A 23,989-nucleotide genomic window follows, 5' to 3' on the forward strand; every position below is an offset into this window, starting at 1 on the left:
TTGCAACAATTTTTCACCGTCCGCGATGCCGGTCATGCACCGGAAGGGATAACTCAATGGACGCAATAAATATCGGCCCGATGTCGTTTTCAGTCGAAATGCTTGCAACGTTCGCTGCGATCCTGCTTGCCACCGCGGCGGCCAATCGGGTGGCGCGTGGCAGCGGCGTGCGGGTCGAATCAGCGCTGTGGGTGGTAATCGCATGTGCGCTCATCGCGGCGCGGGCCGCCTATGTGCTGCGCTACCGGGATGCCTACCTCAGCAGCCCATGGAGCATATTCAATGTGCGCGACGGCGGCTGGATCGCCTGGGTGGGCATCGTTGCCGGCGTTGCGACGATGGCCTGGTTGAGCTGGCGCCTGCCGCCGAAACGTCGTGCGTTGATGGCCGGCGTGGCGGCCGGCATGGTGGTATGGATGGGCGCTGCGCTGGCGGTCGCCATGCAGCCGAAAGACACGATGCAGATTCCGGTCATCGAGCTGGCCAATTTGCGCGGCGGGCAGACCCGGCTGGAGTCGTTCCGCGGCAAGCCCGTGGTGGTCAATCTGTGGGCAAGCTGGTGTCCGCCGTGCCGACGCGAAATGCCGGTTCTGCGCGCGGCGCAGCTGCGCCATCCCGGCGTCACGTTCGTGTTCGCCAACCAGGGCGAGTCCGCCGCGGCGGTGCGCGCCTACCTGGCAGCCGAGCAGATTCATCTCGACAACGTTTTGCTGGACCAGCGGCTCGGCCTGCCCGCGGCAATCGGTTCGCAAGGCCTGCCTGCGACCTTGTTCTTCGACGCGCAGGGCAGGCTGGCCGAACGCCGGCTGGGGGAGCTGTCGGCCGCCAGCCTGGCGCAGCGGCTCGCCGCGATTACCGATGCACGCCAGACCCAATCGCGCGGCCAGGAGCGGCCAGTCACACTGTCAAGCAAGGAGGAAGGACGATGACGCACACAGGAAGGTGGCGTGCGCAATGGTTTGTCCGCGCATGGATGGCGCTGGGACCAGGACGGGGACTGCTGCTGATGCTGGCGCTGGCGCCGGCCGCGCGTGCGGACGAAAATTTCCTCGCGCCCGAGGTGGCGTTCAAGCCCACGCTGCATATGGTCGACGCGTCGACAGCCGAACTGCGCTTTGACGTGGCGGACGGCTATTACATGTACCGGGAGCGATTCCATTTCTCAGCGCCTGGCGGACGGATTGGGCAAGCACGCTTTCCGAAAGGCAAAGTCAAGTTCGACGAGACGTTTCAGAAGGACGTCGAAACTTACCGCGGCAGCGTGTCGATCCTGATCCCGCAGTCCGGGACGAAACAGTTTCTCCTCGAAGTAAGCTCCCAGGGCTGCTCGGACAAGGGCTTGTGCTATGCACCGATGACGTCCAAACTAACGGTCGATCCGGCTGCGGTTGGCGCGCCTGCCGCAGCAGCGCCGGCACAGTTGGGGACAATTGCCGCGACGCTCCAGGGCGGCAGCCTGCTGGCAATCATGCCGATGTTCCTGTTGCTTGGACTTGGCCTTGCGTTCACGCCCTGCGTTTTGCCGATGCTGCCGATCCTGTCATCGATCATTGTCGGCGACCGCCAGCGCGGCTCGCGCCTGCGCGGCCTTGCGCTGTCGGCGACGTATTCGCTCGGCATGGCGATCGTCTACACCTTGTTGGGCGTCGCCGCCGGCCTGGCCGGAGAGGGCCTGGCCGCTGCGCTGCAAAACGGCTTGGTATTGTCCGGTTTCGCCCTGCTGATGGCCACGCTGTCGCTATCAATGTTCGGCCTGTTCGAGCTGCAAATGCCGCCATCGATCCAGGCCAGGTTGATTGGCGCGTCAAGTAAGCAGTCTGTCGGCAGCCATGCCGGGGTCTTCGTCATGGGCGCGTTGTCGGCGTTGATTGTCGGGCCATGCGTGGCCGCGCCGCTGGCCGGCGCCTTGGTCTACATCAGCCAGACACGCGACGCGTTGACGGGTGCGGCGGCGCTGTTCGCGATGGCGGCAGGGATGAGCGTGCCGCTGCTGGCAATCGGTGGCTCCGCGGGCGCTGTCTTGCCGCGTCCAGGCCCATGGATGGACACGATCAAGCGTTTTTTTGGCGTCCTGATGCTTGCGACGGCGCTGTGGATCGTCTCGCCGGTGATTTCTCCAAGGCTGCAAATGGCTGGCTGGGCTGCGCTGGCGATTGGATATGCGATCTCCCTGGCGTTCGGGAAAGCAAGCAAATGGCGCGCGCGCGCAGTAGCTATCGGCTTTGCCGGCCTGGGCGCAGCGCAGCTTGCCGGGGTGGCTACCGGCGCAGACGATCCACTGGCGCCGCTGGCCGCCATCGGCCACAGACCCGAGAACGCGACCCGGTTCAAGCGCATCGTTTCTGTCGGCGAACTTGAGGCAGTGCTGGCGTCGGCGCCTGGCAAGCCGGTCATGCTCGACTTCTATGCCGACTGGTGCGTCTCGTGCAAGGAAATGGAAAAAGACACGTTCGCCGACGCGCGCATCCGTTCGCGGTTCGACAAGATGCTGTTGCTGCAGGTCGACGTCAGCGCCAACAGCGGCGACGACAAGGAACTGCTGAAACGGTTTGGACTGTTCGGCCCGCCAGGGATCATTTTTTTCGATGCGACCGGCAAAGAATTAATCCACGCCAAGGTGGTTGGCTACCAGCCGGCGGACCAGTTCCTAATCTCGCTGGCAGCAGCCCAGCAGTCGCTCCCGGCTGCAAATCACACCGATTTTGGTCTAACCAAGCACAAGGAAATCCAATGGCAAAACCAACTGTCTTCTTCGAAATGAGTCGGCGCGTCGCTGCTGCCGCGTTGGTCGGTGGCGCCGCACTGGTTGCGGCTTCGACCGTATTTTCTGCGGAACCCTATCCAAAAGTCATCCGCCAGGCAGTCGACTCCGGCGTGAAGGTTGTCAAGAGCTTCCCTGCCGTATCGGGCCTGACGGGGTGGGTGATGTTGCAGGACGGACGCTACTCGACCGTCTATACGACTGCGGACAAGAAGACCTTGCTGGCGGGCGTCCTGATTGGGGAGAGCGGCGAAAACATTAGCGCCGCGTACGAGGAAAAATATGCTCCCAAGCCAGATCTCGGCGCGTTGTTCCAGCAACTGGATAAATCAAGCTACGTCGCGGAAGGTACTCTTTCTGGCCCGACAAGCATCGTCTACGTATTTGTCGACGCTAACTGTCCGTTTTGCCACTATACCTGGCTTGCCTTGCAGCCTTACGAGAAGGTTGGCCTGCAGGTGCGCTGGATCCCTGTCGCCACCCTTGGGCCCACCAGCATGCCAAAGGCGATCGAAGTCATGGCGGCAGCCGACAAAGTCGGCGCTTTCCGCAAAATGGAAGAAAATCACGGCAAGCCCTGGACACCTTCAGCGCTGGCCAGCGAGACCGCGCAGCCAGCCGTCGCTTCGGCGATTCGCCAGAACGGCGAGCTGATGCAGCGGTTCGGCATCGCCGGCACGCCTGGCGTCATCTGGAAGGACAAGCAAGGCAAAGTCCAGGTGAAGGGAGGGATGCCGCGCCTGTCCGAGTTGCCGGCAATAACCGGCCTGCCTGAACAAAGGAACGACGACAGCTCGCTGAACAAATTTCGATAAGAATGGAATTGGTACACTGAACACGGACGAAGCGTGCAACATCGTCATCCGCTTGCCAAAACAGAAAAATCTCTTATTTAGTCACTAGGGGCGTACATGAACATGACATTCCAATCGATAGCGGCCAGCCTGGCACTTGGCCTGGCGGGCAGCGCCATTGCGCAAACGGCGGCCCCGGCGCTGAACACGCCGGCCGCATCGACCATTCCTGCGGGACCGAAAGGAGTAGCGATTCAGGAAGGCAAAAAACTGCTGACTGAAACGCATCAGCGCTTGCCAACAAACGTTGGCAACGGCCTGAACTGCACGAGCTGCCATCTTGCAGGTGGTACGACGGCCAACGCTTCGCCCTGGATCGGCATCTGGGGCGTTTTTCCAGAATATCGTTCGCGTAGCGGCAAAGTAATTTCGTTGACGGAGCGCGTGAACGATTGCTTCGAACGGTCGATGAACGGAAAACCTCTCGCTTACGATTCCGTGGAAATGAACAATATTTTAGCTTATATGCAGTGGCTATCGACGGGGGTGCCGACCGGAACCAGCGTCAAAGGACGGGGATTTGGTCCGCTCGACCAGAAACTCAAACCCGACGCAGCCCACGGGAAAGACGTGTATGCGGCGAAGTGCGCGAGTTGTCACGGCGCGACCGGTGCCGGCACCAGGAACCCGTCCGGGGGTTATCGGTTCCCACCCGTCGCGGGGAAGGATTCGTTCAACGATGGTGCCGGCATGGCACGCACTTATACCGCTGCAGCGTTCGTAAAACACAACATGCCACTTGGACAGGGCGGAACCTTGAGTGATCAGGAGGCGCTGGACGTTGCCGAGTACTTCACCCATTTGCCGCGGCCGCTATATAAATTCAAAACAAAGGATTGGCCGAAAGGTGACAAACCAAAGGACGCGCGGGGGTGAAATTGCGAACGCCTCCAAGTTCGGGACGGCCCGGGGCGCACGACAAATATCCTGGCTGGTACAGAGACCGAAGGGAGTGTCACCGCCTCGATGCACAGTTATTCAAGCAACAAGCGGCCGCGCTCTTTGGCGGATTTACCATGCCTTCGATTTCGCTCGTGATTTCCGCATCGGGCAGGCTGTAGACTGGCGCAAAGCCGCCGCCTGGAGTGCGGAAATTCGTCATCTGTTCCTGATAAATTCTCGCTGCGGTCCACTGAACGGCGGCGCCGTAGGTGTATAGCCGCAGGTCGAACGTCAGCAATTCAGGATCCTCGTGGCTACCGATGACCCTGTCCCCGGTCACCATGATGGATTGCGCCACATAGTCGCCCGCCAGGATCTCTTGCCAAACGCGTTTGGTGACTTTGTCGCCGCGATACGCTGACCGCCCGCCGAAGCCTGCAGTGGGCTTGAAAAAGAGTCGCCGGCGCTCGCTCCATAGCCTCTCGCCATCGGCGGCGTCGACGATCTCCGTGGACAGGATGTTCGCCAGGAGAATTTCCTGGACTTGCTGTGGAACGCCAAGCGCTTGTAGCTGGCCCCGCATCGCTGAGCAATGCCAGGTTGCGCTTGTCGGCGAAGAGGGCGTGTGCCTGAGGATGCGGTGTCAGCACGATGTCGTTCGCGAGATAGGCGGCGCGCAAAGCCGCGCTTTCAGGCGCCTCCAGCAGGAAATCGGTCAGTCGGTTGTAGACCAGGTCGACGGCAATGTCGCCGTGCCGCAAGACGCCGTCTTGCGATGTCAGTTCGGTCGGGTCTGAAATCACGGCGCGCAGGCCGTGGCGCTCGAAAAGGCGCTGGAACTAGAGAAACTCGGGATACAAATATTGCTGCTTCGGATCCGTGTCGACAATGGCAATGCTTTGCAGAGGCCGACTCCGCGCGGAGCGCTGCCACTCAGCATGGAACATGTCGACCATATCTTTTTCCAGATTGGCTGCGGCGGCCGCTGCGACAGCCACCTGTTTGCCATCGAGGCAACAGGCGCGGTGCGCCCGCGCCATTACCGCATTGAGCATGGCCCCGCCGGCGTTGGTGTTGATTTCGATGAGTCCGATGTCGTCGCCCCGGAGGTGGAAATCGTAGCCAAAAAAGACGCCGATTGCGCCCCCCCGGATCATGCCTGGCAATTGCCGGCGCACCCTCGAGAACACGGCTTCGATAGGCTGGTAGCGCCACCACCGACTCGACGGCACGCACGACATTCGCCATGCGCTCTGTCTGGCTATCGGAGATGAACACCGGCCTGGAGGAAAAGCGGTGTGGACATCTCTCCTCGACCAGCGCTAACAATTCGGGTGACCCCAATTCGGACGCCAAAGCGTCCCGCAGCGCGGCGTGGTCAAGGCTGACGCAGAAGCACTAATTGTTCAGCCGCTCACTGACCGGAGCGGCAGGTCGTTCTTCCGAAGTCGACGGCGATTGCTTGGTTATTTCAAGGTTATGCATACGCACAAATTTTTTTCTCACAGGTGGTTATGGTTTTGAACCGCCGCCACGTCCTGGTACAGGACCGGCCCCGAAAACCCGAAAAATCACTTCGCCGTCCCGCGCAGACGCAGCGCGTTGGTGATGACCGATACCGAGCTCAGACTCATCGCAAGCGCGGCAATAATTGGCGATAGCAGCTGTCCGGTAAACGGATACAGAAGCCCGGCCGCCAAGGGAATCCCCAACGAGTTGTAGACGAACGCGAAACCGAGGTTCTGGCGCATGTTGCGCACCGTATCCAATGAAAGAACCCGGGCGCGGGCGATGGCGCGCAAGTCCCCCTTCACCAAAGTCAGGTGGGCGCTGTTCATCGCGACGTCGGTCCCGGTACCCATCGCGATGCCGACATCGGCCTTGGCCAACGCAGGTGCATCGTTGATGCCGTCGCCGGCCATCGCCACTACTTTGCCCTCTTTCTGCAGTCGTTCGACCAGTGCGAGTTTATCTTGCGGCTTCACCTCGCCATATACCTCGGTAATGCCGAGTGTTTGGGCGACTGACTTTGCCGTCGTCAGACCGTCGCCAGTGGCCATGATGACCGTCAGGCCCGCTGCCCGCAGTGTGTCCAGCGCTTCCATCGTACTTGGCTTGACCGGGTCGGAGACGGCAAGCAGGCCGACCAGACGCGCATCGGCGGCGAGGTACATGACGCTCGCCCCCTCGCTGCGAAGTGCTTCCGCCTGGCTGACCAACCCATGCCAGTCGACTTTTTCGGCATCCATCAGAGCGGTATTTCCCAACGCGATACGCCTGCCGGATACGACGCCGCGCACGCCAATTCCACTGGACGACTCGAAGCTTTCCGGCTTTTCCAGCGACATGCCGCGCTTCCGCGCTTCCGCGACAATCGCATTTGCAAGAGGGTGCTCGCTTCCCTGGTCGATGCTCGCCGCAAGCCGCAAAACGTCTTCCTCGCTGAAGCCGGGCGCCGCGACCACCCGGTCGAACGCGGGTTTGCCTTCCGTCAGGGTGCCGGTCTTGTCGACGATCAGCGTGTCGACCTTGTGCATTCCCTCGATCGCCGCGGCATCGCGGAACAACATTCCCTGTGTCGCCGCACGGCCGGTTGCCGCCATGATCGACATCGGCGTTGCCAGGCCCAGCGCGCAGGGACATGCAATGATGAGCACGGCAACTGCATTGACGAAGCCGAATACCCAACTTGGCTCAGGACCGAGGAAGCCCCAGCCGAGCAGCGTCAGCAGCGCGATACCCATGACAATGACGACAAAGTACCCGGCCACGACGTCAGCCAGGCGCTGCATCGGCGCGCGAGAACGCTGAGCCTGGGCGACCATTTGCACAATCTGGGAAAGCATCGTCTGGGAGCCGATTTTTTCAGCGTGTATGACCAGGCTGCCGCTCGTATTGAGCGTGGCGCCAATCACCTTGTCCCCGGGCCGCTTCGTGACTGGCATCGGCTCGCCAGTGAGCATTGATTCGTCGACTGCGCTTTCACCTTCCGTGACCTTGCCATCGACGGGTACCTTTTCACCCGGGCGTACCCGCAGCGCATCGCCAATATGAACATGGGTGAGGGGCACGTCCTCTTCAGTACCATCATCCCGGATGCGGCGCGCCGTCTTTGGGGCCAGGCCCATCAGCGATTTGATGGCCGCCGAGGTCTGTGAGCGGGCGCGCAGCTCCAGGATTTGACCCAGCAAGGTCAAGGAAACAATAACGGCGGCCGCTTCGTAGTAGACACCGACCCGGCCGCCGTGGGCGGCGAACGTCGATGGAAACAGGCCCGGAGCAAACGTGGCGACGACGCTATAGCCATAAGCGGCTGCAACGCCGGCGCCGATTAATGTCCACATGTTCGGACTGCGATGCAGTACGGAGTGCACGCAGCGCACAAAGAAAGGCCAGCCGGCCCACAAGACGACGGGTGTACTCAAAACGAGCTCGACGATACTTTGATTTGGCATTCCTTCTGGGAACACCATGTGACCGAACATTGCCAACACGAAAACCGCGAGGGAAAGCGGCAGCGTCCACCAGAACCGGTGTCGGAAATCGACGAGCTCTGGATTCTCCTCGTCGTCAAGCGAAGGCATCACTGGTTCCAGCGCCATCCCGCATATCGGACAACTGCCTGGCTCGGTTTTTCGAATCTCCGGGTGCATGGGGCAGGTGTATATCGTCCCCTCCTGAGCAACTGCTGGCTCCGGTGCTTTAATCTTGTCCAGGTATGACTGTGGATTTGAACGAAATTTCGCCATGCAGCCAAGGCTGCAGAAAAAATAGTCCTGGCCTTCATGCGCAATTTTTTTGGCTTGGTCGGCGCCCACCTTCATACCGCAGACGGGGTCGGTGAATGGTTTGTCCTGGCTTACTGCCGAGTCTGGGACATGCACATGCGCAGCGTCGCTATCGTGATAGTGATCGTGCGCTGCGCGAGATTGAATATCCATTCTGTTCCCCTTATATTGCTTGAACCATACACTGAAGGAGGAATGGACCTCGCCGCGTTGAATACTGGTCGATTGTTTGGTTCGGGCAAAGCATTTACTGCCGGGGTTTCTGCTGCAGATCGCCCCGAGCGCAATGAAGAGATTGAGCGGCTGTCGGTTCAGTCATGACCTTGCCATCCAGGGGGAATGCAGAACATGCGTTTCCCGTCGTGCACCCCGGTGTTCGTACTTGATGCCGGGTCAAGCGGTTACATTGCGAAAACGGCTTTAGTTCATAACGCCATTCTCTTCTTCATCAATGCCGGGATAAACGATGGCGTACGTTGCCGATACTGGTCGTACTCATTGCCGAAAGCCGCTGACATACTACGTTCCTCCGACTTTGCCAGTCGGGCATACACCCATGCCAAAATGGGGAACATTGCCAACGTAATCAACGTTGGCCACTGCAGTAAGAACCCGAACATGATCAGGACAAAAGCCACGTATTGTGGATGTCTTATACGGGCGTAGAGCCCTGTCGTCGCCAGGCGACGGTGACGCTGTGCGTCATACAGCACACCCCAAGCAGACGAGAGCATGGTGAAGCCGCCGAAGATGAAGATGTAGCTGAGGATGTGGAACGGACCAAAATGCGGATTTACCTTCCATCCAAACATCACTTCCAGCAGGTGGCCTGCATCATGGGTCAGGAAATCGACGCCGGGAAAATGCGTTGACAACCAAGGCAGCAACAGATAAATCGTTAGCGGAAAGCCATACATTTCCGTAAATAACGCGACAACGAAGCCGGAGAATACGCCAAGCGAGCGCCAGTCGTGCGCGGTTTGCGGCTTGGTAAAACTGAACGCAAAAATAATAAACACAAGCGAATTCAAAATAACCAACGACCACAGTCCGTAAGCTGATGACTCGTGATTCATGATTTATCTCCCGGATTTGCCGGCGCTGCGCTCGTGACGCCAGTCTCCGGAGCGATCTGACCAGTGTCCTGATGCGCGTGATGCCCACGGTGCCCATGATGAAAAAAATGCATGAGTGGGCAAGCAAGAATCAGGAGGTAAGGAAGTATTCCCAGGAAATGTGCGCGGTGTTCGGATAGAAGAAAAAATGCGGCGACAGCGAGGAAGCCAAGAAAAACCCATTTGCTACGATTTTTCTGCGACTCGACCGAACGAGCTTGTGGTGCGTTATTCATCGCTGCCTCCTTTGCTTCACTGGCGCTGAACACGCGATTGCCCAGCAACCTGGGCGGGGCGTCGAACAAGACGCCCGCTGTCATCACTTACATTGTTCCATCATCGCCATATGTTTTTTCATCATTTCGGGCGACATCGATTTCATGCGCTCGTTCATCATTGCCTTTTGTTCGTCCGGTGTTTTCCCGGTCATCATTTTCTTGTGCATGTCGCACATCGCCTTCATATCTTTCATGTCCATCATTGCCATCTGGTCGCCCGGCGCGCCGTGCGACATCATTCCTGCGTGCTGCGCGTTCGAGGTGTCCGAGTGCAGTCCGCTTTGCGCCGTATCCTGACTTGTGGCGCAGCCCGCCATAGCCATAGCCGCAAAAATAGCGGCGAACCAAGTTGCAAATTTAAATTTTGATTTCATCGAAAACTCCTGTCTGGGGCGCTGAAACGTCAGCAAACTGTTTCTACGAATAATACTTTTTGAATCGAGTAGAGGTTCCTCTTACTTCATACTAGTCTTTGAGACACGCAATTTTTTTGACGCACATCAAAATCATCCGGAAACAAGCGGTTATTAGGGGGCGGACGTCTTGACGGCGGGAATTACAGAACCTCCGGCAAAAGGTCGCAACGGTACAGGAACCAGTGCATCCAAGTGCAATACTCGTGCCGGGAAGGCGTTGTGGCAGCACGTATATGGCAACGAAGAGAAGCAGGCAGCCGCTTCCCGCAATGAATCCGCCCAGGACAAAAAAACCTTGTCCAACCACGAAGCCAGAAGCGGCATGTACATTGCAATTTGCCCGGCGCTTACATGCATGTAGCGTCGATCCTCAGGTAATAGCGGAGGCCGTACGAAAATAAAATATCCTCCCAAGCCGATCAGCCAGATTGCACACGCGATGAAGGTTAGGACCGACAGCCGCAGCAGGTTACTGGTTCTGCTCATAGCGAACCCTTTCAACATCCTGCGAGGTGGCGGCGGTTGATTCTTGCTGTGCCTGACATGTTCAACGCTCGAGTGGTTGGCTCACCGCTTCGATATTGAGCGCCACAATGATCTGATTGGCGACCTTGCACACTTGGCCGGCGCCCGCTTCACCAACATGGCTGATGTTCTTGCCCATTAGCTGAAGATAGGGGAGGGCGCGCTCGAAGGCCGCCTGGTGGCCCCCTGCCATCAGGTTTGCCGATAGTAGGTTGTGCGTGCAAGTTCGGGGCGCAAGCGCGCTGTCAGCGATTTTTCAAATCGAAGCGCATCCATGCCATCCTCGTAATAGCCAGCATGCTCACTAAATACCGCATAGCCATGGCGAAGAAAAAGCTGTTGGGAAGCCAAGTTGTCCTTGCGGATCTCAAGGCGCATTGCAACGCAGTTGTGAGAAAGGGCGAGTTCTTCGGCCGCTCGCAACAGTCCTGACGCCACCCCTTTGCCAAGCCAGCCGGGCGCGGTGGCGATCGAATACACCCGCGCCAGGGACACGTCGGCGCGAAAGAGCAGGGTAATGTAACCGCGGGCCTGATCCGCCGTATGGTCGATCAGGGTGACAGAGTTACCCTCGGTAATAAGGTGGCGAAAGCTGCGCCGGCTGAGTCGGTCGGAATTAAAACAGGCTTCTTCAAGGGATACCAGTGCCGGAATATCCTCCGCAAGTGCCTCGCGAACATGACCCGTTGCAGATGTTCGTTCAATTTGTGTATGGCTGCCATTGGCACATTGTTGATCGACAACGCTCATCGTTCACCGTTCCTTTTCTTTTCTCTATCGCTGCGGCAATCGTACACACTGCGATATAAAAACGTTGTCAAGAACACGGCTAAAAGCGCGTAAACAAAACGTAAACGTTCAGCGCATAGGGCTAAGTTTTTACGCGGCGTTTACAAGACTCGATGTGTTTTTTAGAAAATATTTACGCTTTGTTTGTTACGCTCCTTCCAGTCAATCACGTATTACTGGCGGAGGCCTCATGAAGTCATTTGCTACGTTTTTTCCACAAGCTCGGCGCGCACCTGCACCAATGGCCTGTTCGTTCGATACCTGCACCATTCGCATGACGGTTGACGCGGCTTCAATCACCACGCTGCGTCAACTGGCCATGCGCGTGTGCGGCGAGGCCCTTGAATTCATGCGCATCGCAATCTGTGCCGGCGGGACCCGAATCCAGGTCTGGCTTTGCGTCAGGCTGCCATTTGCCACGCTGCTTAGCGAAACGATCATGCGCCAGCTACCAGGGGCCGAGTTCAGGACAAATCCAAAGCAGCCTGAAGCCGCTGCATGATCGTCGCCATTGCCAGTCTTGAAGGCCACTACAAGACGCACTTGAGTGCAAACCTGGCCGTACTGCGCGCCCGCAGTGGCCGCAAGATCTGCTTAATCGATACTGATCCGAAGGAATGCGCATATAGCTGGGGTTGCGATCGCAGCATCGCTGCGCAAGCGCCATCGGTCATGGCTCGGACACTGTCGGGCCCCATGCTTTCGCGAGAAATAGAGAATCTAGGCCCGTCATATGGGGACCTCCTCATCAATACCGGGCGCTATGACCGGCACGAGACGCTAATCGGCATTGATCGCTGCCCGCATCGTGATTGTGCCGGTGACCGTCGACCAAGTGGACATCGATTTGCCCTACGCCCTGGTGGCGCGCCTGAACTCGGCGCGCATGTCCAACCCGGCGCTCAAGGTTATCTTTGTCCTTGTGACCGACAGCTCCACTCCTTCGCTTCAACAATTGGCCGCTGTGAGGTTGTATGTGACGCAAGTAATGTCAGCAACCCTGGCCCATACGGTGCTGCATGTACATGACACTTACGACTACGGGCTCGGTCGCTGCGTATGCGATGCCGAGATCTGCGATCCCGGAGCGGCAGCCGAGCTCAATTCCCTGTACCACGAAGTATATGTCCACTAAGCAATGCGTCCCCATCTTTGAACCACTCTATAGAAAGACTGAATATGAAATTTACGATCCTCGTTGCAGCTTTGATGACCACCTTCGCTGCCGGCAACGCCTGCGCCGATGAGGCCAAGGCTCCGACCGACCTGAGCTTCAACGCTGCACTCACCAGCGACTATCGCTATCGCGGGATCTCGCAGACGCGCTTGAAACCTGCGCTGCAGGGCGGTGCCGATTTTGTCCACAACGCTTCCGGGATCTATGTGGGTGCCTGGGCCTCCACAATCAAATGGACAAAAGATGCCGGCGGTGATGGCGATATCGAGATTGACCTGTACGCAGGCAAGCGCGGCGAACTGTCGGCCGGCCTTGGCTATGACGTTGGCGTACTCACCTACGTCTACCCTTCGAACAAGCTGGCCAACGTGCTCGGCTTCGCCAGCGCCAATACCACGGAAGTGTATGGGCAATTGTCATATGGTCCCGCTCTGATCAAGTATTCGCATGCAGTGACCAATTTGTTCGGTTTCGTCGACAGCAAAAATAGTGGCTACCTCGATCTTGCTGCCAACCTGGATGCAGGCAACGCGCTGATCGTCAATCTCCATGCGGGACACCAGCGCGTGGCGCATAACAGCGCCGCCAGCTACACGGACTGGAAAGTGGGCGTGACACGCGACTTCGGCGTAGTTACCGGCGCACTCGCCTTTATCGGCACCAATGCAGGCAAGGTGGCCTACGCGTCACCCGCCAATGGGAAGTTTCTGGGTAAATCGGCGTTGGTGCTCACCGTGAGTAAAACATTCTGATTTTTACAGTTTGTTTACGGCTTACGTTTAAGTCTTTATAAAATTTTTATGCGGCAAGCGCTACGCTTGCCGTATCAAAAACCAGAACTGCAAGAGGGATCATATGGATGCAATGTACATCGGCGCACTGGTGCTGTTTTTCGCACTAACGTGGGCGTTCGCGGTCGGCTGCGATAAGTTGGGAGGCAAATGATGGAGATCTGGCAAATTGGAGCATTCGTCGCCGTCGGCCTGTTGGGCTACCTGGTCCATGCACTGCTCAAGGCGGAGGAACTGTGATGACGATGCAATCCCTGGTGCTGCTCGGCGCCTTTCTCGCAGTGTTGCTTGTACTTGCCTGGCCATTGGGTCTGGTTCTTGCCCGCGTAGGCGACGGCGGCGCCGTCCCAGGCATGACGTGGATGGGACGGATCGAACGCCTGTTGTACAAGGCGGGGGGCGTCTCGCCCGAGACCGACATGGGCTGGAAATCCTATGCCGTGGCTTTGCTGGTCTTTAATGGCATCGGCGCCCTGTTTGTGTTCGCGCTACAGCGGTTGCAGGGATGGCTGCCGATGAATCCGCAGTCACTGGCCAATATCAGCCCTGACGCATCGTTCAACACTGCAGTCAGTTTCGTGGCCAATACAAACTGGCAAGGGTATAGCGGCGAGCAAACCATGAGCTACCTGACTCAAATGCTCGCGCTTACTGGTCAAAATTTCTTCTCGGCTGCCACCGGCATGGCCGTGGCGTACGCGCTGATCCGCGGTTTCAGTTCCCGCTCGGCCAAGACCATCGGTAATTTCTGGGTCGACATGACGCGCTCAACGCTTTATGTCTTGTTGCCGCTGTCGCTCATCTTTTCCGTTTTCCTGATGGGACAGGGCGTCATCCAGAATTTCTCGGCATATCAGGAAGTCCAGCTGATTGAACCGGTCGCCTACTCAATTCCGAAAGCTAGCCCGGATGGCCAGCCGCTCAAGGATGCGCAAGGCGCGCCAGTCATGCAGAGCGTCGCCGCAACTACGCAAACCATTGCCATGGGACCGGTGGCATCGCAAGAAGCGATCAAGCTGCTCGGCACCAACGGGGGTGGGTTCTTCAATGCCAATTCCGCCCACCCCTACGAAAACCCGACGCCGCTGTCCAATTTCGTGCAGATGCTCGCTATCTTCCTTATTCCCGCTGGACTATGTTTTGCGTTTGGACGGTTGGTAGGTGACCAACGTCAAGGCGTCGCTGTGCTGGCCGCAATGAGCTTGATTTTCGTCGCGGCCACCCTGGTGGTGATGGGTGCCGAACAGGTCGCCCACCCGCAACTGGCGGCGCTTGGACTAGACCAGAGTGCCAGCGCTCTCCAGGCGGGGGGCAATATGGAAGGCAAGGAAACACGCTTCGGTATTTCTGCGTCTACCCTGTTCGCCGCCGTGACTACGGCAGCGTCGTGCGGCGCGGTCAACGCTATGCATGATTCGTTTTCGCCGCTGGGCGGTGCAGTGCCAATGCTGTTGATGCAGCTAGGCGAAGTCGTGTTCGGCGGCGTCGGCTCTGGCCTGTACGGCATGCTGGTGTTCGCGATCCTGGCCGTGTTCATCGCCGGCCTGATGATCGGCCGCACCCCCGAATACCTGGGCAAGAAGATCCAGAGCTACGAAATGAAAATGACCTCGATCGCGATTCTGATCACACCAGTACTGGTGCTGGGCGGGACTGCCGTTGCCGTCATGCTCGATGTTGGCCGGGCAGGCATCGCCAATCCAGGTGCGCATGGCTTCTCGGAGATCCTGTATGCCTTCAGCTCTGCGGCGAACAACAACGGCAGCGCGTTTGCCGGCTTGTCGGCCAATACGCCTTTCTACAACACTATGCTGGCCATCGCCATGTGGTTCGGGCGTTTCGCGGTCATTGTGCCGATCCTGGCAATTGCCGGCGCGCTTGCTGCCAAACCGCGCCTGGAGGCCAATCCGGGCACCATGCCCACCCACGGCCCGATCTTTGTCGGCTTGCTGGTTGGCGTGGTACTGCTCGTTGGCGTGCTGAACTACGTTCCTGCCCTGGCCCTCGGCCCGGTAGTTGAACACCTGCAGCTCTATACCAAGTAACGATCAAAGGCCACGGAGTCCACGATGTCTCAAGTAAAAACGCTACCGCCGGTAGCAAATGCAACAAGTTCACGCAAGTCGCTGACCCTGTTCGATGCCAGCCTCATCTGGCCCGCGATGGGTGACGCTTTTATGAAGCTCGGCCCACGCACCCAGGCCCGCAGCCCAGTCATGTTTGTCGTCTATGTCGGCAGCATCCTGACGACGCTGATGTATTTCCGGGCGCTGAGCAACGCAGCCGAAAGCGCCACCAGTGGCTTTATCCTCGCCGTGTCGGTGTGGCTGTGGTTCACGGTGCTGTTCGCCAACTTCGCAGAGGCGCTCGCTGAAGGGCGCAGCAAGGCCCAGGCAGCATCACTGCGCGGCCTGAAGCAAACCGTCATGGCCAAGAAACTGGCCACGCCAAAACACGGCACCACATGGTTGCCAGTGCCTGGCGCAGACCTGCGTAAAGGTCACACTATCCTGGTCGAAGCGGGCGATGTCATCCCGATCGATGGTGAAGTCATTGAAGGGGTGGCCTCGGTCGACGAGAGCGCCATTACTGGTGAATCGGCTCCCGTTATTCGCGAGTCGGGCGGCGATTTTTCGGCTGTCACTGGTGGCACGCGGGTTCTGTCCGACTGGCTGGTGGTGCGCGTTTCGGTCAATCCTGGCGAAACCTTCCTCGACCGCATGATCTCGATGGTGGAAGGCGCTAAGCGCCAGAAGACACCCAATGAGATTGCCCTGACGATCTTGCTGGTAGCGCTGACCATCGTATTCCTGGTCGTCACGGTGACCTTGTTGCCATTTTCGATGTTCGGCGTGGCAGCTGCCGGCGCCGGCTCGCCAGTGAGCGTCACAGTGCTGATCGCCCTGTTGGTTTGTCTGATTCCGACGACCATTGGCGCGCTGCTGTCGTCAATCGGCGTCGCAGGCATGAGCCGCATGATGGGCGCCAACGTGATCGCCACGTCAGGACGTGCCGTTGAGGCAGCTGGTGACGTGGACGTTCTCCTGCTCGACAAGACTGGCACCATTACACTTGGCAACCGTCAGGCCGCCGGATTCTTTCCGGCGCCTGGCGTCACTGAGCAGCAATTGGCGGATGTGGCGCAACTCGCTTCGATGGCAGATGAAACGCCCGAGGGGCGCTCCATAGTGGTGCTTGCGAAGCAAAAATTCAACATCCGCGAGCGCGAAATGGGTAGCCTGCATGCGGTGTTCATTCCGTTTAGCGCGAACACCCGCATGAGCGGCGTCGATATCGGAGAGCGTCAGGTGCGCAAGGGCGCAGCTGACTCGGTCCGGAAGCATGTGGAAGCGCTGGGGATGCCGTATCCTGCCGAGATGGCGCGCCTGGTCGATGACGTGTCGCGCCGCGGCAGCACGCCGCTGGTAGTGGTCGATGCCGGCCGCGTGATGGGTGTGGTTGAGCTGAAAGATATCGTCAAGGGCGGTATCAAGGAGCGCTTTGCCGAGTTGCGCCGCATGGGGATCAAAACGGTCATGATCACCGGTGACAACAAGCTGACGGCTGCCGCTATCGCGGCTGAAGCTGGAGTTGATGATTTCCTGGCCGAAGCGACGCCTGAAGACAAGCTCAAGCTTATCCGTGATTACCAGTCGCAGGGCAGGCTTGTCGCCATGACCGGCGATGGCACCAACGACGCGCCCGCGCTGGCTCAGGCCGATGTTGCGGTCGCCATGAATTCCGGTACCCAGGCCGCCAAGGAGGCCGGCAACATGGTCGATCTGGACTCGAATCCAACCAAGCTGCTCGAGATCGTCGAAATCGGTAAGCAGATGTTGATGACACGCGGCTCGCTGACCACGTTCTCGATCGCCAACGACATCGCCAAGTACTTTGCGATTATTCCGGCGGCGTTTGTCGGCACTTATCCGCAGCTGAAGGCGCTCGATGTGATGCAGTTGACCAGTCCTGACTCGGCAATCATGTCGGCCGTCATTTTCAACGCCCTGATCATCATCGTGCTCATTCCCCTGGCATTGAAGGGTGTGCAATACCGTGCCATTGGCGCTGCGGCACTGTTGCGCAGAAATATCCTGATCTATGGCGTAGGCGGCATCATCCTGCCGTTCATCGGCATCAAGCTGATCGACATGCTGTTGTCGGCCCTTAACCTCGTATAAAGGAATATGTCATGAAATCCACTCTGCGTCCCGCCCTGGTTCTGTTTGGCGCGCTCACGTTGGTCGTCGGTGTCCTTTATCCGCTGGCAGTGACCGGCATCGGACAGATCGCTTTCGCCGATAATGCGTCGGGCAGCCTAGTTGTGCGCGACGGCAAGACGGTGGGCTCGACCCTGATCGGTCAATCCTTCTCGTCGCCTGGCTACTTCTGGGGCCGGCCTTCGGCAACTGGACCAATGGCCAACAACGCCAGCGGCAGTTCTGGTTCGAACCAGGGACCATTAAACCCTGCGCTTGTCGACGCGGTAAAGGGCCGGATTGCCGCCCTGCGCGAGGCCGATCCGGGCAATACGAGCCTGGTGCCGGTGGACCTAGTAACCGCATCGGCCAGCGGACTCGATCCAGAAATCAGCGTCGCCGCTGCGCGCTATCAGGTCGGACGGGTTGCGGCTGCGCGCAAACTGCCGCGTGATCGTGTCGAGGCACTGGTATCGGATCATACTGTAGGGCAAACGCTCGGGTTTTTCGGGGAAGCACGGGTTAATGTGCTCAAACTGAATTTGGCGATGGATGCCGCGCCGGTGGCTAAGCACTGACGACCATGGAGAAACATGCTGATGTCCCCGAATGACTGCCAACGCCCCGATCCTGATGAGCTCTTGGCTCAAGTGCAGAGTCAGGAACGAAAGGACGCCCGCGGGCGCTTGCGCATCTACTTCGGGGCGTCGGCAGGGGTGGGCAAGACGTTTGCAATGCTCGCTGCCGCGCGCAAGCTGCAAGCCGAGGGTCGTGCCCCCCTGATCGGCGTGATCGAGACACATGGACGGGCCGAAACTGCCGCTCTGCTCGAAGGGCTGGAGCTACTGCCGCCTAAAATGCTCAGCTATCGAGGGAAGTCGCTCGGTGAATTCGACCTCGACGCTGCGCTTGTGAGACGCCCCGGGCTCATCCTGATGGATGAGCTTGCGCATTCGAATGCGCCGGGCTCGCGGCATCCGAAACGCTGGCAGGATGTCGAAGAATTGCTCAATGCCGGCATTGACGTGTATAGCACCGTCAATGTCCAACATCTGGAAAGTCTGAACGACGTGGTCGGCGGGATTACCGGAATCCGGGTCGCTGAAACGGTTCCCGACACCGTATTTGATGCCGCTGATGAAGTGGTGCTAGTCGATTTACCTGCCGACGAACTGCTGGCGCGACTAAAAAGTGGGAGGGTGTACCAGGCGCCGCAGGCAGAGCGGGCATCCAGGAACTTCTTCCGTAAGGGTAACCTGATCGCACTTCGCGAACTGGCCTTGCGCCGCACCGCCGACCGGGTTGAGGACGATGTACGCGCCTACCGGGTGGAAAAATCGATCGACACGGTATGGAAAACCGCTGGAGCCCTGCTGGCCTGTGTGGGGCCCAGGCCGGGCAATGAACATGTGGTGCGCAGCACCGCGCGCCTCGCAGGGCAGCTCGGCGCCGATTGGCATGCGGTGTATGTCGAAACTCCCGAGCTTCAGCGTTTGCCTGCCGAACGGCGCGAAGGCACGCTGCTCACGTTAAAGCTGGCCAACGAACTTGGCGCCACAACTGCAGTATTAGCTGGGAGCGATATCGCTGCCGCCGTCGTCGAATACGCGCGTGAACATAACTTGTCCAAGATAGTTATGGCGCGCGGGCATAAAACATGGCCTTGGCGAACGCCACACTTCCGGCGCATCACGGCGATGGCGCCTGATATTGACCTGATTGAAATCGGCGACGCCGCCCATGCGGTTGCGGAAGCATCTACGCAGGGGACAGTAGCGCAAGCTTTCGTCGGAGGCAAGCGCAAGTGGATTTCGTATTCTATTGCTGCGGCCAGCAGTCTGGGCACCGCACTGCTCGCCACGCCACTGCTTCCCTATCTAGACCTGGCCAACATTGCCATGCTGTTCCTGCTGGTGGTCGTCCTGATTGCCGTACGCTTCGGTCGTGGTGCCTCGGTCGTTGCGACCTGCGTTGGTGTTGCATGTTTCGATTTCTTCTTCGTCCCGCCGCGCTTCTCGTTCGCTGTGTCCGATCTGCAGTACCTGATCACGTTTGGCGTTATGCTTGCGGTCGGTTTAGTCACCGGCCACCTGACTGCAGGGCTTCGATTCCAGGCCCACGTTTCAGCCCATCGTGAAAGGCGTTCGCGGGCTCTTTACGAATTTGCTCGAGAGCTGTCCGGCGCTCTACAAACCGAACAGATTTTTGACGCAACTCGCGACTTCATTCAGCGCACCTTCCGCGCCAAGGCGATTCTTCTCGTCCCCGGCCTGGACGACAGGTTGCAGGCGCCTGCGCCGGCCGATGGAGCAGGAATCCCGGACCTGGGGATTGCGCAATGGTCCTATGATCATGCCGAAAGTGCTGGCCTGGGCACAGACACATTGCCCGCCAGCCCACTGTTCTACCTGCCGCTGGTGGCTCCGATGCGGACCCGAGGCGTGCTGGCCATCGAGCCGGAACAGCAACGCTGGATCCTAATTCCGGAGCAACGCAAACAGCTCGACACCTTCGCGGCCTTGGCCGCGATCGCGCTTGAGCGCGTACATTACATCGAAGTTGCACAAGGCGCGCTGGTCAGCATGGAGACGGAACGCCTTCGCAATTCCTTGCTGGCCGCGCTGTCGCATGACTTGCGTACACCTTTGACATTGCTGGTCGGCTTGTCCGAATCACTAACCCGCTCGAAACCATTGCTACCGGATGCGCAATTGGAGATGGCGCAAGGGCTGCACAGCGAGGCGCTGCGCATGAGTGCGCTAGTCGCCAATTTGTTGGATATGGCGCGCCTGCAAAGCGGCGAGGTAAAGCTGAACTTGGAATGGCAAGTGCTAGAAGAGGCGGTAGGCACGGCATTGCGTTTGACTTCATCGTCGCTTTGCAACCATCTCGTGACAACGAATATTCCCGCGGATTTTCCCCTGATACGATTTGACGCTGTCTTGCTGGAGCGGGTCCTGTGTAACCTGCTTGAAAATGCTGCAAAGTATACGGTATCTGGATCTAGAATCGACATCTCCGCCGCTCTTGTTGGCACTTTGGCGACGCTGACAGTCGCCGACAACGGCCCAGGTGTTGCACCTGGGCGGGAAGAAGAAATGTTCGAGAAATTTACGCGCGGCGAGCGCGAGGCGGCGCGGAGCGGAGTTGGGCTGGGCCTGGCGATTTGTCGCGCCATCGTCGAGGCACATGGGGGCCAGATTGGTTACGCCAGATCGGATCTTGGCGGCGCCGCATTCATCATCACTTTGCCGTTGGGTCAGCCACCATCAACCCCAGAACTGGAAATGGACATACGGAACACGCTATGAACGGAATTGCCCCACTTGCGCTCTTGGTAGAAGACGAACCGCAAATTCGCCGCTTTGTACGTGCAGCCCTGGAGGAGGAGGGGTGGCATGTCCACGAAGCCGCTACCGTCCAGCGGGGTCTTAGCGACGCGGGCACGCGCAGTCCGGATCTGATCATTCTCGATTTGGGCCTGCCTGATGGTGATGGAATTGATTTTATTGGCGATATTCGAAAATGGTCGAGTGTCCCTGTCATTGTTCTCTCAGCGCGAACCGGCGAGGCCGACAAAATCACTGCGCTCGATGCGGGTGCGGACGACTATTTGACCAAGCCGTTTAGTGTTGGGGAATTGCAGGCCAGGGTCCGTGCGACGATCCGGCGTCAACGGCAGCCAGAAATTGATAATGCCGGCCAAGTCAAATTTGGTGATGTTACCGTCGACCTCAAAGATAGACGTGTCTCAAAGGGCGGCGTCGGTGTGCATCTGACGCCAACTGAGTATCGTTTGCTCGCCATGATGGTGGCAAGTGCCGGCCGGGTACTAACCAATCCCCAATTACTCCGCTCTGTATGGGGGCCTTCACACGCCGAAGATGGACATTATTTGCGGATCTACATGGGTCACTTGCGCCACAAGCTTGAGGACGATCCGGCCCAACCGCAGTACCTACTTACGGAAACGGGAGTGGGATATAGGCTTCTGACCGTTCCGGCCTAGCACCTGAAGAACGATATCGCGGAACGTGCCGCCCGATAGCCCGTCGGCCCTGCCATGGAGGCGGGAAGCCGATGTTCCGGACGCCGTTTACGGAAACCTCACGGGAACGGCCTCATTTTTTACAAATTCTTTACGCGGAGATTAGTACACTAATTGCCTCAGTTTACAGGTGCTGAGTCGTCGAATCCAGCGTGCCCCGTGAGATGGCGGTGGAGTGTACACCTGAGGCCAACTATCCCCGTACATGAAAGATCAACGGCATAGCAGTTCCTATCGTCGGTGTGTTCGAAAAATCCCGCGTAAGAAAGCGGGACTATCTGACGCGCAGAACACCACCTTTCATACAATTTTTTGGGTTGCACTTATCGCGACGATAATTGCGGTCGTCTACGTCATTGTGAAAACAATCTTCGCTGAAGGCGTCGTATGAAATCTCATCGGACCGCGCCGTTGGTGCTTTCAAGCGAGCGGCTAAGATTACGCCTGGTCGAGGAACGTGATGCGCGCGCCCTGTTCGGCCGTAGGCAAACTGCAAAACAGTCCTACGAGCAGTCAACCAACCGTCCAATAAATTATGCAACCATTACGTACCAAGTTACCGTGCCCAACGATTGCGCACTTTGCAGCTCACCTCGATGAGGACTCGCAACAGCCCCCCCGCCATCCCACGCTCGGCATCGCTTCGATCACGCACTGAAACTCCTCGCCTAATCATTGTTCTTGAGCAACTAAAGGATTGGCCCGATACGACGACACCATACAAGGGCGTCATAGCAGCTCAATTGCTGAGTTCTCCGGACGATTACGCTGCCGCAGGAACGACCGTGATCAATCTGTGCCGCAGCTACAAGTATTTATCAGTCGGCTACTATTGTTCGCTCGTGGCCGAGGCAAGGGGTTTATAAACGCATATCGAATTGGCTGAATTCGCCACAAGAGCGACAACGCAAAAAGCCCATGAAAGTGACTTCATGGGCTTCGTACTGATGGCGGTGAGAGGGGCGCCAGCAGCGCCCCCCATGGTGGCACTCAGGCCACGCGGATCAGCTTCTTGTTGACAAACTCCTGGATGCCGGCGGCCGATAATTCCCGTCCGTAACCGGAATTCTTGACGCCGCCGAACGGCAGTTCGGGTGACGACACCGCGGCGCTGTTGATGAACACCATGCCGGTGTCGATGCGGCGGGCGATGCGCTTGCCGCGCTCGATGTCGGCGGTAAACACCGAGCCGCCCAGCCCGAACGGTGAATCGTTGGCCAGCGCCACTGCGGCGTCGTCATCGGCGACGCGAAAGAACAGCGCCACCGGGCCGAAAAACTCTTCCTTATAGGCCGGATTGGCGGCGTCGATATCGGCCAGGATAGTCGGCTGCATGAAGGCACCGGCGCCGTCGATGCGGCCACCGCCCATGACCAGACGGGCGCCCGCGGCAACCGACCGTTCAACCTGCTCGAGCAGGGTGTCGAGCGCGCGTGCCGACGACAGCGGGGCCAGGGTGGTGCCGGCGTCGAGCGGATCGCCGGCGCTGAAATTGCCCAGTGCCTGCTGGAACTTGTCGAGGAATCGGTCGGCCATCGATTCGACGACGATGAACCGTTTCGAGGCGGTGCAGGCCTGGCCGGCGTTGCCCATGCGGCCGGACACGGCGTGCTTGACCGCCTTGTCGAGGTCGGCATCGTCGAGCACGATGAAGGCGTCGCTGCCGCCCAGTTCGAGCGTGGTCTTCTTCAGGTTCTGACCGGCGCGCGCGGCGACGACCGCGCCGGCCGCTTCACTGCCGGTGAGGGCGACGCCGCGGATGCGCGGGTCGTCGATCAGCTGGGCGATCTGGTCTTTGGAGATGAACAGGTTGGTGTAGGCGCCGGCCGGCGCGCCGGCGTCGTGCAGCAGCTGTTCGAACGCCAGCGCGCACTGCGGCACGTTGGAGGCGTGCTTGACCATCACCACATTGCCGGCCATCAGGTTCGGCGCGGCGAAGCGGGCGATCTGGTAATACGGGTAATTCCACGGCTCGACGCCGAGCAGCACGCCCACCGGGCTGCTTTCGACGATCGTGTCGGCGGCGCGCGAGGCCAGTGTTTCCGGCGCCAGGAACGCTTCCGCATTGTCGGCGTAGTAGTCGAGGATGGCCGCGCTGAGCGCCACTTCGCCGGCGCTTTGTGCCAGCAGTTTGCCCATCTCGAGGGTGGCCAGCCTGGCCAGCTCGCCGGCGCGCTCACGCATCAGCGCGGCGGCGCGCTTGAGCACCACGGCGCGCCCGGCGTAGCTGCGCTCGCGCCAGTCGCGTTCGAAGCAGTCGGCGGCGCCTTGCAGCCTGGTCTCGAGCGCGGCGGCATCGTGGTCGTCGAAGGTGGCGAGAATCTTGCCGTCATAGGGATTGGTGCTTTGGTAGGCCATGTTAATTC

General features: G+C 58.9%; 23 protein-coding genes and 1 pseudogene. 15 read left to right on the forward strand and 9 right to left on the reverse strand.

The features are described 5' to 3' along the window. Positions 1-56: 56 nt before the first annotated feature. From ACP7DD_RS21540 to ACP7DD_RS21555, 4 genes are all read left to right on the forward strand, one after another. A complete protein-coding gene (locus tag ACP7DD_RS21540; RefSeq protein WP_426176881.1) occupies positions 57-929 on the forward strand; it encodes a prolipoprotein diacylglyceryl transferase family protein in 873 nt (290 codons plus the stop codon). A gap of 44 nt (positions 930-973) precedes the next feature. Continuing rightward, positions 974-2,761, forward strand: a complete 1,788-nt coding sequence (gene dsbD, locus ACP7DD_RS21545) for a protein-disulfide reductase DsbD (RefSeq protein WP_426176916.1) — start codon at positions 974-976, stop codon at positions 2,759-2,761. Then, positions 2,731-3,576, forward strand: coding sequence for a thiol:disulfide interchange protein DsbG (gene dsbG, locus ACP7DD_RS21550; RefSeq protein ID WP_426176882.1), 846 nt, complete (start codon positions 2,731-2,733; stop codon positions 3,574-3,576). The genes dsbD and dsbG overlap by 31 nt, the downstream gene beginning before the upstream one ends. 96 nt (positions 3,577-3,672) lie before the next feature. Then, on the forward strand, positions 3,673-4,491 hold the full coding sequence (locus ACP7DD_RS21555) for a c-type cytochrome (RefSeq protein WP_426176883.1): 819 nt from the start codon (positions 3,673-3,675) through the stop codon (positions 4,489-4,491). 79 nt (positions 4,492-4,570) lie between these two features. Here ACP7DD_RS21555 and ACP7DD_RS21560 read toward each other — a convergent pair whose 3' ends face one another. The 3 genes from ACP7DD_RS21560 to ACP7DD_RS21570 form a co-directional block, all read right to left on the reverse strand. Next, entirely contained in the window at positions 4,571-5,080 is a 510-nt protein-coding gene (locus ACP7DD_RS21560) for a hypothetical protein (RefSeq protein WP_426176884.1), read from the reverse strand. Positions 5,081-5,336: 256 nt separating this feature from the next. Continuing rightward, positions 5,337-5,687 (reverse strand): hypothetical protein, encoded by a 351-nt coding sequence (locus tag ACP7DD_RS21565; RefSeq protein ID WP_426176885.1) that lies wholly within the window; start codon positions 5,685-5,687, stop codon positions 5,337-5,339. Between the two features lie 381 nt (positions 5,688-6,068). After that, complete coding sequence (locus tag ACP7DD_RS21570) at positions 6,069-8,438, reverse strand: heavy metal translocating P-type ATPase (RefSeq protein WP_426176886.1); 2,370 nt, start codon at positions 8,436-8,438, stop codon at positions 6,069-6,071. Between the two features lie 42 nt (positions 8,439-8,480). Between ACP7DD_RS21570 and ACP7DD_RS21575 the strand changes: the two genes are divergently transcribed. Further along, positions 8,481-8,606 (forward strand): hypothetical protein, encoded by a 126-nt coding sequence (locus ACP7DD_RS21575; RefSeq protein WP_426176887.1) that lies wholly within the window; start codon positions 8,481-8,483, stop codon positions 8,604-8,606. A gap of 104 nt (positions 8,607-8,710) precedes the next feature. Here ACP7DD_RS21575 and ACP7DD_RS21580 read toward each other — a convergent pair whose 3' ends face one another. The 5 genes and pseudogenes from ACP7DD_RS21580 to ACP7DD_RS21600 all read right to left on the reverse strand — a co-directional run bounded on the left by ACP7DD_RS21580 (position 8,711) and on the right by ACP7DD_RS21600 (position 11,369). After that, positions 8,711-9,361, reverse strand: a complete 651-nt coding sequence (locus ACP7DD_RS21580) for a methyltransferase family protein (RefSeq protein WP_426176888.1) — start codon at positions 9,359-9,361, stop codon at positions 8,711-8,713. Then, on the reverse strand, positions 9,358-9,636 hold the full coding sequence (locus tag ACP7DD_RS21585) for a DUF2933 domain-containing protein (RefSeq protein WP_426176889.1): 279 nt from the start codon (positions 9,634-9,636) through the stop codon (positions 9,358-9,360). The genes ACP7DD_RS21580 and ACP7DD_RS21585 overlap by 4 nt, the downstream gene beginning before the upstream one ends. Positions 9,637-9,719: 83 nt before the next feature. Then, entirely contained in the window at positions 9,720-10,052 is a 333-nt protein-coding gene (locus ACP7DD_RS21590; protein ID WP_426176890.1) for a hypothetical protein, read from the reverse strand. A 598-nt stretch (positions 10,053-10,650) separates the two neighbouring features. Beyond that, positions 10,651-10,815 (reverse strand): annotated as a pseudogene (locus ACP7DD_RS21595) (2-hydroxy-3-oxopropionate reductase); the annotation flags it as partial. Then, positions 10,812-11,369 carry a GNAT family N-acetyltransferase gene (locus ACP7DD_RS21600; RefSeq protein WP_426176891.1) on the reverse strand — a complete coding sequence of 186 codons (558 nt, stop codon included), beginning with the start codon at positions 11,367-11,369 and terminating at the stop codon, positions 10,812-10,814. The pseudogene ACP7DD_RS21595 and the gene ACP7DD_RS21600, both read right to left, overlap by 4 nt. Before the next feature lie 229 nt (positions 11,370-11,598). Here ACP7DD_RS21600 and ACP7DD_RS21605 point away from each other — a divergent pair, with 229 nt between their 5' ends. The 10 genes from ACP7DD_RS21605 to ACP7DD_RS21650 all read left to right on the forward strand — a co-directional run bounded on the left by ACP7DD_RS21605 (position 11,599) and on the right by ACP7DD_RS21650 (position 22,489). Next, positions 11,599-11,910 carry a hypothetical protein gene (locus ACP7DD_RS21605; protein WP_426176892.1) on the forward strand — a complete coding sequence of 104 codons (312 nt, stop codon included), beginning with the start codon at positions 11,599-11,601 and terminating at the stop codon, positions 11,908-11,910. Positions 11,911-12,198: 288 nt separating this feature from the next. Continuing rightward, on the forward strand, positions 12,199-12,543 hold the full coding sequence (locus ACP7DD_RS21610; protein WP_426176893.1) for a hypothetical protein: 345 nt from the start codon (positions 12,199-12,201) through the stop codon (positions 12,541-12,543). 44 nt (positions 12,544-12,587) lie between these two features. Beyond that, positions 12,588-13,337 carry a TorF family putative porin gene (locus tag ACP7DD_RS21615; protein WP_426176894.1) on the forward strand — a complete coding sequence of 250 codons (750 nt, stop codon included), beginning with the start codon at positions 12,588-12,590 and terminating at the stop codon, positions 13,335-13,337. A gap of 189 nt (positions 13,338-13,526) precedes the next feature. Next, positions 13,527-13,616, forward strand: coding sequence for a K(+)-transporting ATPase subunit F (kdpF, locus tag ACP7DD_RS21620; protein WP_426176895.1), 90 nt, complete (start codon positions 13,527-13,529; stop codon positions 13,614-13,616). Next, positions 13,616-15,421, forward strand: coding sequence for a potassium-transporting ATPase subunit KdpA (gene kdpA / locus ACP7DD_RS21625; RefSeq protein ID WP_426176896.1), 1,806 nt, complete (start codon positions 13,616-13,618; stop codon positions 15,419-15,421). Before kdpF ends, kdpA begins: the two co-directional genes overlap by 1 nt. Before the next feature lie 24 nt (positions 15,422-15,445). Then, on the forward strand, positions 15,446-17,557 hold the full coding sequence (gene kdpB / locus ACP7DD_RS21630; RefSeq protein WP_426176897.1) for a potassium-transporting ATPase subunit KdpB: 2,112 nt from the start codon (positions 15,446-15,448) through the stop codon (positions 17,555-17,557). 11 nt (positions 17,558-17,568) lie between these two features. Continuing rightward, on the forward strand, positions 17,569-18,153 hold the full coding sequence (kdpC, locus tag ACP7DD_RS21635; protein ID WP_426176898.1) for a potassium-transporting ATPase subunit KdpC: 585 nt from the start codon (positions 17,569-17,571) through the stop codon (positions 18,151-18,153). 21 nt (positions 18,154-18,174) lie between these two features. Next, positions 18,175-20,886 carry a two-component system sensor histidine kinase KdpD gene (gene kdpD, locus ACP7DD_RS21640; protein ID WP_426176917.1) on the forward strand — a complete coding sequence of 904 codons (2,712 nt, stop codon included), beginning with the start codon at positions 18,175-18,177 and terminating at the stop codon, positions 20,884-20,886. Then, a complete protein-coding gene (gene kdpE / locus ACP7DD_RS21645) occupies positions 20,883-21,584 on the forward strand; it encodes a two-component system response regulator KdpE (RefSeq protein ID WP_426176899.1) in 702 nt (233 codons plus the stop codon). The genes kdpD and kdpE overlap by 4 nt, the downstream gene beginning before the upstream one ends. Positions 21,585-22,219: 635 nt before the next feature. Next, positions 22,220-22,489, forward strand: a complete 270-nt coding sequence (locus ACP7DD_RS21650; protein WP_426176918.1) for a RimK-like ATPgrasp N-terminal domain-containing protein — start codon at positions 22,220-22,222, stop codon at positions 22,487-22,489. A 124-nt stretch (positions 22,490-22,613) separates the two neighbouring features. On the opposite strand, the gene ACP7DD_RS21655 is transcribed toward ACP7DD_RS21650, so the two are convergent. Continuing rightward, positions 22,614-23,981 (reverse strand): NAD-dependent succinate-semialdehyde dehydrogenase, encoded by a 1,368-nt coding sequence (locus ACP7DD_RS21655; protein ID WP_426176900.1) that lies wholly within the window; start codon positions 23,979-23,981, stop codon positions 22,614-22,616. Positions 23,982-23,989 lie beyond the last annotated feature (8 nt).

The sequence above is a fragment of the Massilia sp. TWR1-2-2 genome (assembly GCF_049897565.1).
Classification (GTDB): domain Bacteria; phylum Pseudomonadota; class Gammaproteobacteria; order Burkholderiales; family Burkholderiaceae_D; genus JAFCUW01.